At 42.6% G+C, this 16826-nt stretch carries 14 protein-coding genes; 1 reads left to right on the top strand and 13 read right to left on the bottom strand.

Translation table 11 applies throughout. The features are described from left to right. Positions 1-183 precede the first annotated feature (183 nt). The 12 genes from ACH6CZ_RS02085 to ACH6CZ_RS02030 all read right to left on the bottom strand — a co-directional run bounded on the left by ACH6CZ_RS02085 (position 184) and on the right by ACH6CZ_RS02030 (position 15672). Entirely contained in the window at positions 184-621 is a 438-nt protein-coding gene (locus ACH6CZ_RS02085) for a BrxA/BrxB family bacilliredoxin (protein ID WP_039809563.1), read from the bottom strand. Positions 622-829: 208 nt separating this feature from the next. Further along, positions 830-1846 carry a methylmalonyl Co-A mutase-associated GTPase MeaB gene (gene meaB, locus ACH6CZ_RS02080; protein ID WP_374095770.1) on the bottom strand — a complete coding sequence of 339 codons (1017 nt, stop codon included), beginning with the start codon at positions 1844-1846 and terminating at the stop codon, positions 830-832. Next, entirely contained in the window at positions 1839-3995 is a 2157-nt protein-coding gene (scpA, locus tag ACH6CZ_RS02075; protein ID WP_374095769.1) for a methylmalonyl-CoA mutase, read from the bottom strand. Before scpA ends, meaB begins: the two co-directional genes overlap by 8 nt. Beyond that, entirely contained in the window at positions 3985-5610 is a 1626-nt protein-coding gene (locus tag ACH6CZ_RS02070) for a methylmalonyl-CoA mutase family protein (protein ID WP_374095768.1), read from the bottom strand. Before ACH6CZ_RS02070 ends, scpA begins: the two co-directional genes overlap by 11 nt. Positions 5611-5733: 123 nt before the next feature. Beyond that, a complete protein-coding gene (locus ACH6CZ_RS02065) occupies positions 5734-7008 on the bottom strand; it encodes a dihydrolipoamide acetyltransferase family protein (protein WP_374096496.1) in 1275 nt (424 codons plus the stop codon). Positions 7009-7044: 36 nt separating this feature from the next. Beyond that, positions 7045-8028, bottom strand: a complete 984-nt coding sequence (locus tag ACH6CZ_RS02060; protein WP_374095767.1) for an alpha-ketoacid dehydrogenase subunit beta — start codon at positions 8026-8028, stop codon at positions 7045-7047. 14 nt (positions 8029-8042) lie between these two features. Next, complete coding sequence (locus ACH6CZ_RS02055) at positions 8043-9041, bottom strand: thiamine pyrophosphate-dependent dehydrogenase E1 component subunit alpha (protein WP_374095766.1); 999 nt, start codon at positions 9039-9041, stop codon at positions 8043-8045. Positions 9042-9061: 20 nt separating this feature from the next. After that, positions 9062-10483, bottom strand: coding sequence for a dihydrolipoyl dehydrogenase (lpdA, locus tag ACH6CZ_RS02050; protein WP_374095765.1), 1422 nt, complete (start codon positions 10481-10483; stop codon positions 9062-9064). Between the two features lie 11 nt (positions 10484-10494). Then, complete coding sequence (buk, locus tag ACH6CZ_RS02045; RefSeq protein ID WP_374095764.1) at positions 10495-11580, bottom strand: butyrate kinase; 1086 nt, start codon at positions 11578-11580, stop codon at positions 10495-10497. 64 nt (positions 11581-11644) lie between these two features. Further along, positions 11645-12739, bottom strand: a complete 1095-nt coding sequence (gene bcd, locus ACH6CZ_RS02040) for a branched-chain amino acid dehydrogenase (protein ID WP_374095763.1) — start codon at positions 12737-12739, stop codon at positions 11645-11647. 16 nt (positions 12740-12755) lie between these two features. Continuing rightward, positions 12756-13658 (bottom strand): phosphate butyryltransferase, encoded by a 903-nt coding sequence (gene yqiS / locus ACH6CZ_RS02035; RefSeq protein ID WP_374095762.1) that lies wholly within the window; start codon positions 13656-13658, stop codon positions 12756-12758. 1 nt (position 13659) lies between these two features. Next, entirely contained in the window at positions 13660-15672 is a 2013-nt protein-coding gene (locus tag ACH6CZ_RS02030; protein WP_374095761.1) for a sigma 54-interacting transcriptional regulator, read from the bottom strand. 134 nt (positions 15673-15806) lie between these two features. Here ACH6CZ_RS02030 and ACH6CZ_RS02025 point away from each other — a divergent pair, with 134 nt between their 5' ends. Then, positions 15807-16049 (top strand): DUF2627 domain-containing protein, encoded by a 243-nt coding sequence (locus ACH6CZ_RS02025; RefSeq protein ID WP_374095760.1) that lies wholly within the window; start codon positions 15807-15809, stop codon positions 16047-16049. A 15-nt stretch (positions 16050-16064) separates the two neighbouring features. On the opposite strand, the gene ACH6CZ_RS02020 is transcribed toward ACH6CZ_RS02025, so the two are convergent. Then, positions 16065-16781, bottom strand: coding sequence for a glycerophosphodiester phosphodiesterase (locus tag ACH6CZ_RS02020; RefSeq protein ID WP_374095759.1), 717 nt, complete (start codon positions 16779-16781; stop codon positions 16065-16067). Between the last annotated feature and the right edge of the window lie 45 nt (positions 16782-16826).

The following is a 16826-nucleotide window of genomic DNA, read 5'->3' as shown; positions in this document are numbered from 1 at the left end:
CCCCATAAATGAATTTTAATACAACTTTTTGTATATTTATTATGTTTTAATTTTATCAACTTTTTATAAACATGCAATACTTTTTTACAAACTGAATAAATATAAAATTATTCAGATTTTTCAATCAACTAAAAAAGTGCATATAAAAAAGACCGTCCGTGACGGTCTTTCATTATGCCTGTATTATACTTCTTTACAATGTACTTCAAATAAACTTTGAAGATTGGCAATGACCGACATCGGATCATGCCCTTCAATTTCGTGTCTTTCAACCATCGAGATGATCTTTCCATCTTTTAGTAATGCAAAAGACGGTGATGATGGCGGATAGCCTTCGAAATAGCTTCTTGCTTTTGCAGTTGCTTCTTTATCCTGACCCGCAAATACAGTTACAAGGCGGTCGGGACGCTTATCATAATGGATCGCATGAGCTGCCGCAGGGCGTGCAATTCCGCCTGCACAGCCGCAAACCGAATTAACCATCACAAGAGTCGTACCTTCTTTTTCAAGTGTTTCCTCTACTGCCTCAGGTGTAGTCAGCTGCTCATATCCTGCAGTTTCAATTTCTTCTCTCGCCTGACGGACAACGTCGTTCATAAAAATATTAAAATCCATGCTCATATTCCGACTCTCCTTTAAAGGTGATTACAGATTAATCATAGATGACAGGGGCATCTTTATCAACTATCTGCATTTCAAAATAATATGAAATTTTTCTTTAAAACAGGTTTATAACAGAAAATAAGTGGAAAAATAACTACTAGGATCTAGATTTAACCCCTAAACTCCCTAGATTTCTTTGGCGGCAGAACCCTCTGTCGTCCTTTTTTTATGCTTTCGGATTAAACAACAGATCTACGGCTTCTGAGGGAGACAATTCATTCTGCCTGACCTTACTCTCCAGAGTTTTCATCAGATATTTCTTTTGCTGATTAAAAAAGGTTTCATTCAGGCGGATCTGTACGAGCTGACTCATCCAGTCAACAGCCTGTTTACTCCGCCTTTTATCAAATTCTCCACTTTCTTTCGTACTTTCTATAAATTCCCTGATCAGTTCCCAGATTTCTTGTATTCCTTCGTTATATAAAGCGGAACACGTATGTGCTCTTGGCTTCCATCCTGTCGTCGCAGGTGTCAGGAATCGTAAAATCTGATTGTAGTCATGCATTGTCTGAATTGCCTGTTCCCTGTTTGACCCGTCTGCTTTATTGATCACAATGGCATCAACCAATTCCATGATTCCTTTTTTCATTCCCTGCAACTCATCACCGGCACCGGTTAAGGAAAGTAAAAGGAAGAAATCTGTCATTCCTCTGACAATCCCTTCACTTTGACCTACCCCAACAGTTTCAACCAGTATCAGATCGTACCCGGCCGCTTCACATAGCAAAATGGTTTCCCGGGTCATCCTGGCTACGCCACCCAAAGTACCTGATGACGGGGATGGTCTGATAAATACATCCGGGTGGTGCGCCAGAAATTCCATACGCGTTTTATCACCAAGTATGCTGCCGCCTGATAATGACGAGCTTGGATCAACAGCCAGCACAGCTATTTTATAGCCTTTGCTGACTGCTGTTTTTCCGAAAGCTTCAATCCATGTGCTTTTACCCGCTCCCGGTACACCGGTAATACCAATTCTGATACTTTTACCGGCGCTGGGCAGCAGTTGCTGTACGAGTTCATTTGCATATGGCCTGTGATGAACCGCGCTGCTTTCAATCAGTGTGATTCCTTTTGATAGATATCCTCTGTCACCTGTAGTGATTTTTTCGGCAATCTCCTGAATATTCACCTGATCCTGAGTTTTTTTCTTAAACACTCTTTTTTTGTTTGGATTATTCATCCTCAGTAACTTCCTCGTAACCAAGGCGCTCATAAATTTCCTCTATTACTTTTTCAGCGGCAGCCGGAATGACTGTTCCCGGTCCAAAGATCGCTGATGCACCGTTACCGAGCAGATATGCGTAATCCTGGGCTGGAATGACGCCGCCGATGACAACCATAATATCTTCTCTTCCCCACTTTTTAAGCTCTTTAACTAATGCCGGAACAAGCGTTTTATGACCCGCTGCAAGTGAACTTACACCAATGACGTGTACATCATTTTCAACGGCCTGTGCAGCCGTTTCCTCAGGTGTCTGGAATAACGGTCCGATATCAACATCAAATCCAAGATCAGCGAATGCAGTGGATATCACTTTTGCACCCCGGTCATGACCATCCTGCCCCATCTTGGCAATTAAAATTCTCGGTCTTCTGCCTTCCTGCTCCATAAATGTTTCAGTCATTTCACGCACATTTTCAATGGCGTCTGTGTCTGTATACGCATCACTGTATACGCCGCTGACTGAACGGATCACAGCCTGGTGTCTCCCGCTGACTTTTTCAATCGCATCAGAAATTTCACCAAGTGTCGCTCTTAACCTTGCAGCATCAATCGCTTTTTCTAAAAGGTTGTCACCATTTGATTCAGCAGCAGCTGTAATGGCTTTAAGCGCCTTAGTAACGGCATTTTCGTCTCTGCTTTCTCTCATCCGCTTAATTCTTTCAATCTGTCCCTGCCTTACTTTTTCATTATCGATCGACAGGATATCCATTTCATCTTCCTTGTCTAAGCGGTGACGATTGACACCAATAATCACTTCTTTGCCGGAATCAATCTTAGCCTGTCTTTTAGCCGCTGCTTCTTCAATACGCATTTTTGGCAGGCCGGTTTCAATCGCTTTGGTCATTCCGCCGAGTGACTCAATTTCTTCAATGTGTGCCCAAGCCTTCTCCATAATCTGCTGTGTCAGTGACTCCACATAATACGAGCCGCCCCATGGATCGATCACATTTGTAATACCTGTTTCCTCCTGCAGATAAAGCTGTGTGTTTCTCGCGATTCTTGCAGAAAAATCAGTAGGGAGTGCAATTGCTTCATCAAGGGCATTGGTATGCAGCGACTGTGTATGCCCCATTGCTGCAGCATGTGCTTCCATTAATGTTCTCATCACATTATTAAAGGGATCCTGTTCTGTCAGTGACCAGCCCGACGTTTGTGAATGTGTACGGAGCATGAGTGATTTCGGGTTCTCCGGACTAAAAGGTTTGATCAGTGACGCCCACATTTTTCTGGCTGCTCTCATCTTTGCGACTTCCATGAAGTAGTTCATCCCGATTCCCCAGAAGAAAGATAATCTTGGTGCAAAACGGTCGATATCAATCCCTGCTTTCAAACCGGTTCTGACGTACTCAAGACCGTCAGCAAGCGTGTAAGCGAGCTCAACATCAGCTGGTGCTCCGGCTTCCTGAATATGATAGCCTGAGATTGAGATTGAATTAAATTTCGGCATTTTCTGTGCTGTATATGAGAAAATATCTGCAATGATTTTCATCGACATATCCGGTGGATAAATATAAGTGTTTCTAACCATATACTCTTTTAAAATATCATTCTGGATCGTCCCTGACAGCTGCTCCGGTGTAACGCCCTGTTCTTCTGCGGCTACGATATAAAAAGCCATAATTGGGAGTACCGCACCATTCATTGTCATTGATACGGACATCTGATCAAGCGGAATTCCGTCAAACAGAATTTTCATATCTTCAACAGAGTCAATTGCAACACCGGCTTTACCCACATCTCCGGTCACTCTTTCATGATCAGAGTCATACCCTCTGTGTGTAGCCAGATCAAATGCGACTGATAATCCTTTTTGCCCCATCTCCAGGTTTCTTCTGTAAAAAGCATTACTTTCTTCAGCAGTTGAAAACCCGGCATACTGTCTGATTGTCCATGGTCTTGTCGTATACATCGTCGGATAAGGTCCGCGTGTAAAAGGTGCAATACCCGGAAGCTCATTAAGATCATCAGAACGATTAATATCACTTTGCTTATAAAATGACTGGATGTCAATTTCTTCATTTGTCATCATTTTTTCATTGTGGATGTCAGCAGTATGCTGATAGTCAGACCATTTAAACGAATCTTTTCTGAATTCAGGCTTCATGATGATCCCCTCCAATCCCGGCAAATAAGACATCTTCTAAAAATGAAACCATATCCATTCCCTGATACAGACTGCCATCTATCCCCTCTGCATCCCGTCTGCCGGCAACCAATAGTTTCTGATTCGGCTTTTTTGACTGAACGGCATCAATCAAATACTGATCGTATGCTGCATCTGAACCGCATACAATTAACACATCCGCCTCGTTTTGATCATATTCAGGGATCACACCCGCTGCGGCAAAAACACCCTTTACAAAATCAGCACGGGGCTTGTAATCTTTTAATTCACCAACAGTGAGCAGTCCGACTTTATTAACAGGATTGTCCTGAACTTTCTTGATTAAAATATCCCAGGCATAACCGGCTGTCTCCGGGATATGGTCAATCGTGTTTTTATCAGCAGGTGCATACTTGTTCATACCAACCAGTGAAATGCTCCTTGTTCTTACTCCCTGATCACGAAGATCGCGCGTTTTTTGAACGTTTTTCATGAGTTCCTGATAAGCATCAGTTAGCCCGCCACGCTCTTCTATATCGCAGAATTCACTCCAGGATTTTTCAGCAAGCAGTTTCGTTAAGTGCTCGATATAATACGACCCACCTGCAGGGTCGATCATGTGTTGTAAAAACATTTCCTCTTTTAAGATTAGACCAATATTTCTTGCAGCACGGACTGCCTGTCCTGATGACACGTCTTTAAAACAATCATGTGGTCTGACATATAAATAATCAGTTCCGCCTAACACAGCAGCAAATGCTTCATTCCCGCTTCTGAGCATATTGGTATGTTCATCCTGTGTTAATTTTGTGAACTGCGACGTTTCAGTACTGATCGTGATCGCGGAATCAACATGATATTGAGCAGTAAAATGACGCCAGATTGCACGAAACGCTCTGAGCTTTGAGATTTCCATAAAAAAGTCTGAGCCGATGGCAAATTCCGCGTGCATTTTAGCGATCACTTTATCAGCACTCCAGCCTGACTTTTCAGCAAGCTGAATGACTCTGCTTGCCTGTGCGAGGATATAGGCAAGCTCCTGAACTGCATTTGCACCACTCTGGTGAACGGGTAAACCTGATAGAATAATTGATTTCAAGTCAGGTTGTACCTGATCAATCTCAATCACATCATTAAACCAGTCTTCACTCAGCTCCGGGCCGCTGCAGTCTTTGCCTAATATACCTGTCACTTCAGTTTGTTGAATCGCGGACAGCCATGGAGATACATCTGTGTATTTAATATAAATATGTAAATAGTCATCTAATGCAAGGAAATCTGAAGCCTCTTTGGCATTAAAGAGAGAAGAAGTGATTTCATTTAAAGCAGCCACTTCAGACCCTCTTTTTAATTCTTCATCCGTAAACTGTATGATATCCTCTGCGCGTTTACCCTGCGCATGCTGTGAGACCATCCACCCGGCTTTAGATTTCCACCCTCTTGAGATATGGGTATCAGACCGTTCAGGGCGGTCAGTATAGAGCGGTTGAATCGTTATCCCTTCCAACAGTTCTTTATTCAGGGATTCTACCGGCTTCCCTTTTAACACTTTCTTTACCTGTTCTGTCCATTCATCAAATGATGACGCTTTAAATTCTGTGTCTCTTAAAGTCATAATCGTGCTGCTTGGCAGCTCCCTCCCCATTGTAATCGTTTTCGATTCTCTCATTTACAGTATAAAGAAAAGTTGTACAGATGAAAAGATAGCCGCCAGCAAGACACTGGCGGCCGAATAAAATTAATAAACTGATGTATTTTCAGATGTATTCTCAAGAATTTCTTTTACACGCTGCAGGAATCTGCCACATACCAGGCCATCTAGAACGCGGTGATCGAGCGACAGACACAGGTTAACCATATCGCGCACTGCAATCATTCCGTTGTTCATGACAACCGGCCGTTTCACGATGGATTCAACCTGAAGGATGGCTGCCTGAGGATGATTGATAATACCCATTGACTGGACAGAACCAAATGAACCAGTATTGTTAACGGTAAAAGTTCCACCCTGCATTTCCTCAGATTTCAACTTACCTGCACGGACCTTGCCGGCAAGCTCATTGATCTCACGTCCGATGCCTTTAATCGTTTTTTCATCTGCATGTTTAATGACAGGAACGAAAAGTGCATCATCAGTTGCTACAGCAATTGAAATGTTAATATCTTTCTTTTGAATAATTTTATCTCCGGCCCACATTGAATTCATTTGAGGGAATTCTTTGAGTGCCTGGGCAACTGCTTTAACAAAAAATGCGAAATATGTGATGTTAAAGCCTTCTTTTTGTTTAAAATCACCTTTAATTGAATCACGGTATTGAACGAGATTTGTCACGTCCACTTCCATCATCGTCCAAGCGTGAGGTGCTTCATGCTTGCTCTTTAGCATATTGTTTGCAATCGCTTTTCTTACACCTGTTACCGGGATCTCAATGTCTCCAGGAGCAGACTCGATATTCTGCTTCGGAGCCGGTGCTGAAGGCTTTGCAGGTGCTTCAGTCTTTACTTCTGCAGGAGCAGATGCTTCGACCGGTTCTTTAGCTGTCGGCATTTCACCGGAATCAATAATCTTCTGAAGATCTTTTCTTGTAATTCTTCCTTCTTTTCCTGATCCCTCAACTAATGATAAGTCAATTCCATGCTCCTGTGACATTTTCATCACTGCAGGTGAATATCTTGCATTAGATTTCTTTGGTTCAGATGCCTTTTTTGGTGCAGCAGGCTTTTCATCAGCATTAGCCGATGCTTTTTCTTCTGGCTCTGAAGGTGCCTCTTCAGCTGAACCTTCGCCTTCTACTTCGATTGAGCAGATGACTTCACCAACCTCTAACGTGTCACCTTCATTTGCAATCAGTTCTTTAATCACACCTGTAAATGAAGATGGTACTTCTGCGTTTACTTTATCCGTATTTACTTCAGCAATTGGATCGTATTTATTAACCGTATCTCCTGGCTGAACGAGCCATTTTTCAATTGTACCCTCAGTAACAGATTCACCAAGCTGAGGCATCGTCATTTTTTCAATACCCAAGGAAATAGCCTCCTTTAATGTTTAGTATTCAGCAAGTTCTTTCATTGCTTTTTCTACTTTATCCGGGTTGACCATAAAGAATTTTTCCATTGTTGGTGCGTATGGCATTGCCGGCACATCAGGTCCAGCGAGGCGCATAATTGGTGCATCCAGGTCAAACAGGCAGTTTTCTGCAATGATCGCAGATACTTCGCCCATGATGCTGCCTTCTTTCGTATCTTCAGTTAACAGAAGTACTTTTCCTGTCTTTGAAGCTGCCTCGATAATTGCTTCTTTATCGAGTGGATAAATTGTACGAAGGTCAAGTACGTGTACACTGTAACCATCTTCAGCAAGGCGTTCAGCCGCCTGAAGTGCAAAGTGAACGCACAGTCCGTATGTGATGACTGTAATATCTTCACCTTCACGTTTTACATCTGCTTTACCTATTTCAATCGTGTAATCCTCATCCGGCACTTCCCCTTTGATCAGGCGGTAAGCGCGTTTATGCTCAAAGAACATAACCGGATCATCATCACGAATCGCAGCTTTCAGCAGTCCTTTCACATCATGTGGAGTTGAAGGCATTACAATCTTCAATCCAGGCTGATTTGCAAACACTGCTTCAACTGACTGAGAGTGATAAAGTGCACCGTGAACGCCGCCACCATATGGCGCACGAATAACCATCGGACAGCTCCAGTCATTATTTGAACGGTAGCGGATCTTCGCCGCTTCAGAGATGATCTGGTTCACAGCTGGCATGATAAAGTCTGCAAACTGCATCTCAGCGATTGGACGCATACCGTACATTGCAGCTCCAATTCCTACACCCGCAATTGCTGACTCAGCCAGTGGTGTATCGATTACTCTATCTTCACCAAACTGTTCGTAAAGGCCATTCGTCGCTTTAAATACGCCACCCTTTTTTCCAACGTCTTCACCAAGGACAAACACGCGCTCGTCCCGTTCCATTTCTTCTTTCATAGCTAATGTAACAGCGTCAATATATGACATTACCGGCATCGGTTTATCCTCCCTTATTCTTGTTCTGCGTATACATATTTTAATGCAGATTCCGGATCAGCGTATGGCGCCTTTTCTGCATAATCTGTCGCTTCATTGACCTCTTTCATGATTCGGTCATTGATTTCTTTTTCCAGCGCATCATCCATTACGCCGTTTTCCTTCAGGTAAGCGCCAAAAGTAATAATCGGATCTAGTGATTTTGCTTTTGCTACTTCGTCAGGTGAGCGGTATGCACGGTCATCATCATCAGAAGAGTGAGCAGTCAGACGGTATGATACTGTCTCAACAAGTGTCGGCCCTTCTCCGCGTCGTCCTCTGTCAGCAGCATCTTTTACAGCTTTATATACTTCAAGCGGATCATTTCCGTCGACTGTGATACCTGGCATTCCGTAGCCGATCGCTCGGTCTGATACATTTTCACAGGCCAGCTGCTTTTCAATCGGCACTGAAATTGCATATTTGTTATTTTCACACATGAAAATAACCGGCAATTTATGTACCCCTGCAAAGTTTGCTCCTTCGTGGAAATCACCCTGATTGGATGAACCTTCACCGAACGTTACGAATGTCACAAGATCTTTTTTCTCCATTTTGCCTGCAAGCGCTAGACCTACTGCGTGGGGCACCTGCGTTGTAACCGGTGAAGATCCTGTTACGATCCTTTTAGCTTTATGGCCAAAGTGTCCAGGCATTTGACGTCCGCCTGAGTTCGGATCTTCTGCTTTTGCAAAGCCTGAGAGCATTAATTCACGTGCAGTCATACCAAAGTGCAGCACAACACCCATATCTCTGTAATACGGCAGTGCAAAATCTTTTTCAGTATCAAGCGCATATGCAGCACCTACCTGAGCTGCCTCCTGTCCCTGACATGAAATAACAAATGGGATTTTTCCGGAACGGTTTAACAGCCACATGCGCTCATCAATGCGTCTGGCCATTAGCATCGTTTCATATATTTTCAGAACATCTTCATTGGACAGACCTAATTCTTTATGACGTGATTTAGTCATCGTCTTTTCGCCTCCTGCATTTAAGAATGAATTGCCTTTCCATCAACCGCAAGCGCGGCTTCACCAATTGCTTCACTCAGCGTCGGGTGAGGGTGAATGGTTTGACCGACTTCCCAAGGTGTCGCATCAAGTACTTTTGCAAGTCCTGCTTCAGAAATCATATCCGTTACGTGAGGACCAATCATATGCACACCTAAAATATCATTTGAAGCCTGATCAGCAATGATTTTTACAAAACCGTCTGACTTACCAAATACAAGTGCTTTACCAATCGCTTTAAATGGAAACTTACCGACTTTTACCTCGTAACCTTCGTCTTTAGCCTGCTGCTCAGTCAGCCCTACACTTGCAGCTTCAGGGCTTGAATAAATACATTTGGAAACAAGGCTGTAGTCAATCGGCTCAACGTCCATATTCGCAATATGTTCTACAGCATGAATTCCTTCATGTGAGGCAACGTGAGCAAGCTGAAGACCACCGATCACATCACCAATCGCATAAATGTGAGATTCTTTTGTTTGCAGTTTATTATTAACTTTAATAAATCCTTTTTCCACCTGAATGTCAGTATTCTCAAGGCCGATTCCTTCAGTATTCGCACTTCTTCCTACTGAAACCAGAATTTTTTCAGCTTTATATTCAACCTTTTCGCCTTTTACTTCAGCAGAAATAGAGGTTTCTTCACCTGTTTTTGCACTTTCAGCATCAACTTTAGCATTCGTTACAATCGTAATACCTTTTTTCTTCAGCAGTTTTTCCATTTCTTTTGAAACGTCTGCATCTTCCGTCGGTATGATACGATCTGCATATTCGAGCACAGTAACCTCTACACCGAAGTCATTGAGCATTGAAGCCCACTCGATTCCGATTACACCACCGCCAACAATCACCATAGACTTTGGCAGTTCTTCAAGCTCCAGTGTTTCATCTGAACTTAATACGTAAGTACCGTCAATCTCAAGTCCCGGAAGAGAACGTGGTCTTGAGCCGGTTGCAATAATTACATTTTTGGGAATCAACATTTCATTTTCAGTCCCGTCAGTCATTTCAACTGAAACGGTGCCAGGCATTGGAGAAAAAATAGATGGTCCTAGAATTCTTCCAAAGCCGTCAAAGACATCAATCTTCCCCTGCTTCATCAGATGCTGTACACCTTTATGAAGCTGATCAACGATTGCCTGCTTACGCTTTTGAACTTTAGTGAAATTCAGTACTGCCTCACTGATTTCAACTCCGAACTCATCTGCATTTTTAGCTGTTGCAAATACTTCTGCACTTCTTAAAAGTGCTTTACTTGGAATACACCCGCGATGAAGGCAAGTCCCACCGATTTTTCCTTTTTCAACAATTGCTGTTTTAAGCCCGAGCTGTGAAGCTCTGATTGCGGCAACGTAACCGCCAGTGCCTCCACCCAGTATGACGAGATCATATTCTTCTGCCATGGTTAAACCTCCTATTGTGCTGAATAAACTTTAGCAGTTTCTTCGTTTTTAAGAACTCTCAGTGCACCTTCTGCAAGTGCCTGTAGCTCGTTTTCACCTGGCTGGACGATGACATCTGCAATCCAGTCCACCCGTTCACTGATCAGCCCTACAAATTCCTTACCATAAGCAAGCCCGCCGGTTAAGATAATTGCATCCGCTTTTCCTTTTACAACTGCAGATGCGGCACCGATTTCTTTTGCCACCTGATAAGCCATTGCATCATAGACCTGTTTTGCTTTTTTATCTCCATTTTGAATCATCTGTTCTACTTTTACTGCATCATTGGTGCCAAGGTATCCTACAAGACCACCCTGTCCAACAAGCATTTTCATAATTTCATCTCTGTAGTAATCACCTGAAAAACAAAGTTCCACCAGGTCTCCAGCCGGTACGGTACCTGCCCGTTCCGGACTGAATGGTCCATCCCCGTGCAGTCCGTTATTTACATCAATGACCCTGCCATTATGGTGTACTCCAACCGTAATACCGCCGCCCATGTGCGTGACAATAAAAGTGGATTCGCTGTAAGGCTTTCCGATCTCTTTCGCTACACGGCGTGCAACTGCTTTTTGATTCAGTGCATGAAAAATACTCTTACGTTCGATTAATGAAAATCCTGACACTCTAGCCGTATCTGAAAGCTCATCTACAACAACAGGATCTACAATGAAAGAAGGGATATTTAACCCCTGTGCAATCTCATAGGCAATAATACCGCCGAGATTTGAAGCATGCTGACCTGAGTACCCCTGTCTCAGATCCTTAAGCATTGCATCATTGACACTGTAAGTTCCACCTTCGATCGGTCTCAAAAGACCTCCTCGTCCGCAGACCGCATCCAGTTTGGATACATTCATACCTTCTTCATCAAGCGCCTCAAGAATTGTTTTCTTTCTGAACTGATACTGATCAATTATTTTTTCGAATTGATCAATTTCAGCCGTTTCATGGCGAATCGTTTTTTCTAAAATCGCAGTTTCACTGTCAAAGATCCCAATTTTTGTTGAAGTTGATCCAGGGTTAATGACTAAAATTCTGTATTGTTGATCCTGCACGATATTCCCTCCATACTTACAAACCAATGCACCTGAAAGTCAGGTGCATCAGCATATTCAATTATTATCTTCTGCTTAGAATGTTATGTTCACTGCGTAAAAACTGGCTTCTTGATTTCGCCATACTCGCGATGCGTTCTTCAGCCATACGGTCTGCAGCAAGATAGCTCGGTACTCCGTCACGTTTTGCAATTTCAAATACGCGTGCAACATTATCATATACTTTTTCAACATTTTTCATTGCACGTTCGCGGTTATATCCATATAATTCGTCAGCTACGTTGATTACGCCGCCTGCATTAATGACATAGTCAGGTGCATAAACAATGCCACGTTCATGAAGAATGTCACCATGTCTTGTTTCTTTCAGCTGGTTATTTGCAGCACCTGCAATGACATCAGCTTTTAATACTTCAAGTGTATTGTCATTAATGATCGCACCAAGTGCACATGGTGCAAAGATGTCGCAGTCAACGCCGTAAATCTCATTTGGTTCAACCGCCTTCGCTCCAAACTCATCAACAGCGCGCTGAACAGATTCTTTGTTGATATCCGTTACGATCAGCTTTGCACCTTCTTCATGTAAGTGGCGGCAAAGCGTGAATGCCACGTTTCCAACTCCCTGGACAGCAATTGTCTTGCCTTCTAGCGAGTCACTGCCGTATGCTTCTTTCGCTGCAGCTTTAATACCGCGGTATACGCCGTATGCAGTTACTGGTGAAGGGTTACCTGATGAACCGAATGCTGGTGAAATTCCTGTTACATAGTCAGTTTCTTCATGGATCAGGTCCATGTCTTTTACCGTTGTGCCTACATCCTCTGCTGTAATATAACGGCCTGCAAGCCCCTGAATATAACGGCCGAATGCACGGAACATTTCTTCATTTTTGTCTTTTAGCGGATCTCCGATAATAACCGTTTTTCCTCCGCCCAGATTCAGTCCTGCTGCAGCGTTTTTATAAGTCATCCCTTTTGCAAGACGCAGCGCATCTTCAATTGCATCTTCCTCTGAATCATACGTCCACATTCTTGTTCCGCCAAGTGCAGGTCCAAGTGTTGTATCGTGAATGGCAATAATTGCTTTTAAGCCTGAATTTTTATCCTGACAGAATACTAACTGCTCGTAATCATATTTCTCCATATAAGTAAAAAGTTCCATTGTAATTGCCCCCTAATTAATATGTTGTGCAAATTGCAAGTGCAAGTGAATAGAGTTTACTATCTGCTGTATCAGCTCTGGAAGTTAATACAATAGGTGCTTTAGCACCCGCAATCACTGCACCGACTTTACTGTTACCAAAATACATAAGAGATTTATATAAAATGTTACCCGCTTCAATTGACGGCACCAGCAGGATATCAGCTTTACCTGCTGCCGGCCCTGTGATTCCTTTATGTGCAGCGGCAGTTTCAGATACTGCATTATCAAGTGCAAGTGGACCATCAATGATACAGCCTTTGATCTGACCTCTCCGGTTCATTTGAGTTAAAGCGGCTGCATCCAGTGTTGCCTGCATCGCTGGATTGATTGTTTCAACTGCAGCTAAAGGTGCAACTGATGGATTATCAACACCGGCACCATGCGCAATCTTTACTGCATTTTGCACGATTTGCACCTTCTGACTTAAGTCTGGTGCAATATTCATTGCAGCATCCGTGATGAAAATGCTTCTTTCTATTGAAGGCACTTCAAACAGTGCGACATGAGATAAAACATTTCCCGTTCTTAATCCGACTTCTTTATTTAAAACAGCTTTTAATAAAACTGCTGTTTCCACATGCCCTTTCATCAGCACACCTGCTTGCCCTGAGCTGACAAGTCTGACAGCTTCAAGTGCAGCAGACTGCGCGTTATCAGCGTGGTGAATCTTAATATCACCTTCAGTGAGCGCAGGGAAGGATTCCTGAATGATCGCATTGATTTTTGCTTCATCACCTACAAGAATAAAAGTAGCTAATCTTTTTTCAATTGCCATTTCTACTGCTTTTAGTACTTCATAATCTTCAGCAGAAGCAACTGCAACTGTCGCTCCGGCTGCTGATTCCGCTTTTTTGATCAGATCATCAAAACGAACCAATCTATCCACTCCTTTCAGTTTCCACCTGATATTTCTCAATTTTGTAATACAGGTTTCTGATTGAGATATCGAGTTCTTTCGCACTCGCTGTTTTATTTCCATTATGTTTTCTCAATGTCTGCTCAATGATTTCTTTTTCAACATGCTCGAGCTGTTCAGCTAACGGACCATTCATTTCACGTTTTAGTGCCGGTTCACTCTGAAGCGGGATGAGGTGCTTCTGTTCTATGGTCTCTTCTTTTTGATCCATAAAAATCATTGCTCTGCTTAATACGTTCTCAAGCTCTCTGACATTTCCAGGCCACTCATAGTCCATTAACTGCTCAAGTGCAGGTTTTGAGATCCCTTTAACTGTTCTCCCAAATGACTGATTGAGCTTAAGGATCAGCCTTTCACATATAACAGGCATATCCTGTTTATGCGTTCTGAGCGGCGGCAGCTGAAGCGTTAATCTGGAAAGATAGTAGTATAACTCCTCTGAGAATTGCCCTTTTGCAATCGCCCTTTCCAGATTGATATGAGAAGCGGTTATAACTCTCGCTTTGAACGGAACCACTTCACTAGAATTCTTTTCAATTTCTCTGGTTTTTAGTGTACTGAGCAATTTTTTTTGCGCTTCCAGGCTCAGCTCACCAATCTCATCAAGAAATACTGTTCCTTCGCCAGCCTGTTCAAAAAGCCCTTCTGAAGCTTCAGTGCCAAAGAGTGTATCAAGTAAAAACGCTGCAGGCATGCTTCCGCAATTCACTCTGTTAAACGAGTTATACTTTCTGTCACTTCCATTATGAATCGCATTAGCAAACAGCTCTTTTCCGCTACCCTGTTCACCACGGAGCAATACGGTTGTATTTGTTTTAGAAGCTACTTTCGCCTGCTCTGTTACAAGTAACATTTCATCTGAATTCCCGAGAATATCTTCAAACGTATATTTCGCTTCAAGTGACCGGATAATTCTTCTTGCACGGTCAAGTTCTGATGTCAGCTGGTGTATTTCTGATAAGTCGTGAATTACGCCGACACTACCTTTTAATTGACCGTTTACAATAATCGGCGCGACATTCACAGCTACTTCTTTTCTGTTTGGACCGACAAGCATCTTCACTCCACGGACAGGTCGCCTCGTTTTAAGGACCTGCATATGCATACTTTCACCTTCAAAGATATCTGCTTCTGCCGGCTGATTAATGACCTCAGATTCACTAAGCCCTGTTAATCTAGTGTAAGCCCTGTTGATCATTAAGCCCCGTCCCTGTTCATCCACTACAGAAATGGCATCATCACTTGATTGAATGATCGCTTCAAGCATTGTTTGAATTTCCTTCAGGTTTGTCATTTCCTCAGCAAGGTTCACAACTTCAGTAATATCCTTGAACACTGCAAATGCACCGATCACGTCACCTGACTCATTTACCATCGGGATTCTGGTCGTAACGACTTTCGTGCCGTTATCAAGGATAAGCTCCTGATTATTTTCTGTACGCCCTGTTTCGATAATTCTCGGCAGCCCACTGAGCGGAACTACTTGATAAATGGATTGGTGAAGTGCTTTATCTTTTTCGATTCCGATCATTTCAGCCGCTCTGTTATTGAATAAAATAATTCTGTGATCACAATCAATCCCGATCATTCCGTCGTGTGTAGAATTCATGGCAAGTTCTCTTATGTAAGAATCATGCTCGAGATGAGTAATTAGCGATTCTTTTTCTGTTAACAGCTGATAAACAAGGGATGCTACACTTCCGGGAATTAAGACTGTTTTTCTCGATCTTGCTTCCCTCAGCTGATTAAAGGTTTCTTCATCACCTGTAACATCAATAATGATATCAGTCTGATCACTTAAATATTTTTTCCAATCCTGTCCCGTTTCAATGTTTAGTGACTGTGCCAATGTAAGACCCGGCGCCTGCGGATCGTGATCGACAACTGCATACACCGAGAAAGCATCACTTTCAGCCATTACCTGCAGCAAGGCGACACCTCCACGCCCAGCTCCGACAATCAGCACCTTTTGCAATATATTTCATCCTTCCCTCAATTTCACGCAATATCTTGCAACCTACTTTATTGTACATGAAAGCCCTTTCCTTGACAATGCTTTTTATACATAGCATAGTTTGTACATAAATGAATGTTTTAAGGAGTTAATATATGGCACGTATGATCGCATTAATTATTCTATTAATCCCAGGCGTTATGGCTGCTTACGGGATAAAGCTGATGAGGGATATGTTTTTTGGTCTTCAGGTTTCCTGGCTCCCTTCACTTTCCCTTCAATTCTTCCTCGGACTGATCATGTTTCTTGCAGGTCTGAGCTTTATTGGCGGTTTTCTTCTGCACCGGGACCGCAAAAAAAATAAAGTGCAGCAGCGCTTCATTAAAAAAAAGCAGTAAAAGCGGTTTAAGCTTTTACTGCTTTTCCTTTAATATTTTCTCTGCAAGCTCCGGATTATCTGTTATCACGCCCGCAAGTCCTGCATCGATCCACTTCTCAATAAGCACAGGTTTGTTCAATGTATATAACCTGACAGGAATGTGATGATGCTGACAATCTTTCATCAGCTGTTCAGTCATAACCCGGTGATTTGCATGAATCGCATCTGCCCCTGTGGATCCGGCGAGTAAAACAGGATTGATCCCTTTTTTTGAATAGAGTGCCGCCACCTCTGAAGAAGTGATTCTTTTCAATATCTTCACACTTTCATGATTAAAAGTTGAATAAACCACGCGTTGATCTAAACCATATTCTGCAACTTTTTGCACAACCGCTTTTTCTATTCCTTCATACTGTATCTTATCGTTTTTTATTTCAATATTGATGACCAGCCTGGTGTTACCCGCCCATTCAAGTACTTCATCGAGCAAAGGAATTTTTTCATTCCCTAACCATTTTCTTTTAATTGAAAGTTTTTTCAATTCTTTTTTAGTTAAATCCTTAATATATCCTCTGCCATTTGTTGTTCTGTTGACCGTTTCATCATGGATGACGAATAGATAGCCGTCTTTAGACATATGTACGTCCAGTTCAATTCCGTAGCAGCCTGTTTTTTCAGCTTTTTTAAAGGCCAGCATTGTATTTTCCGGATATTTTAGAGAGCTTCCACGGTGAGCAAATACTTTTGTCATGATCATCACCCCTTTGGACAAGTATTAAATTAAAAGTAAAAACGC

The sequence above is a fragment of the Jeotgalibacillus sp. JSM ZJ347 genome (assembly GCF_044383825.1).
Lineage (GTDB): Bacteria > Bacillota > Bacilli > Bacillales > Jeotgalibacillaceae > Jeotgalibacillus.
Note: the sequence above shows the minus strand (reverse complement) of the source record. Positions and strands in the feature narration are given on the sequence as shown.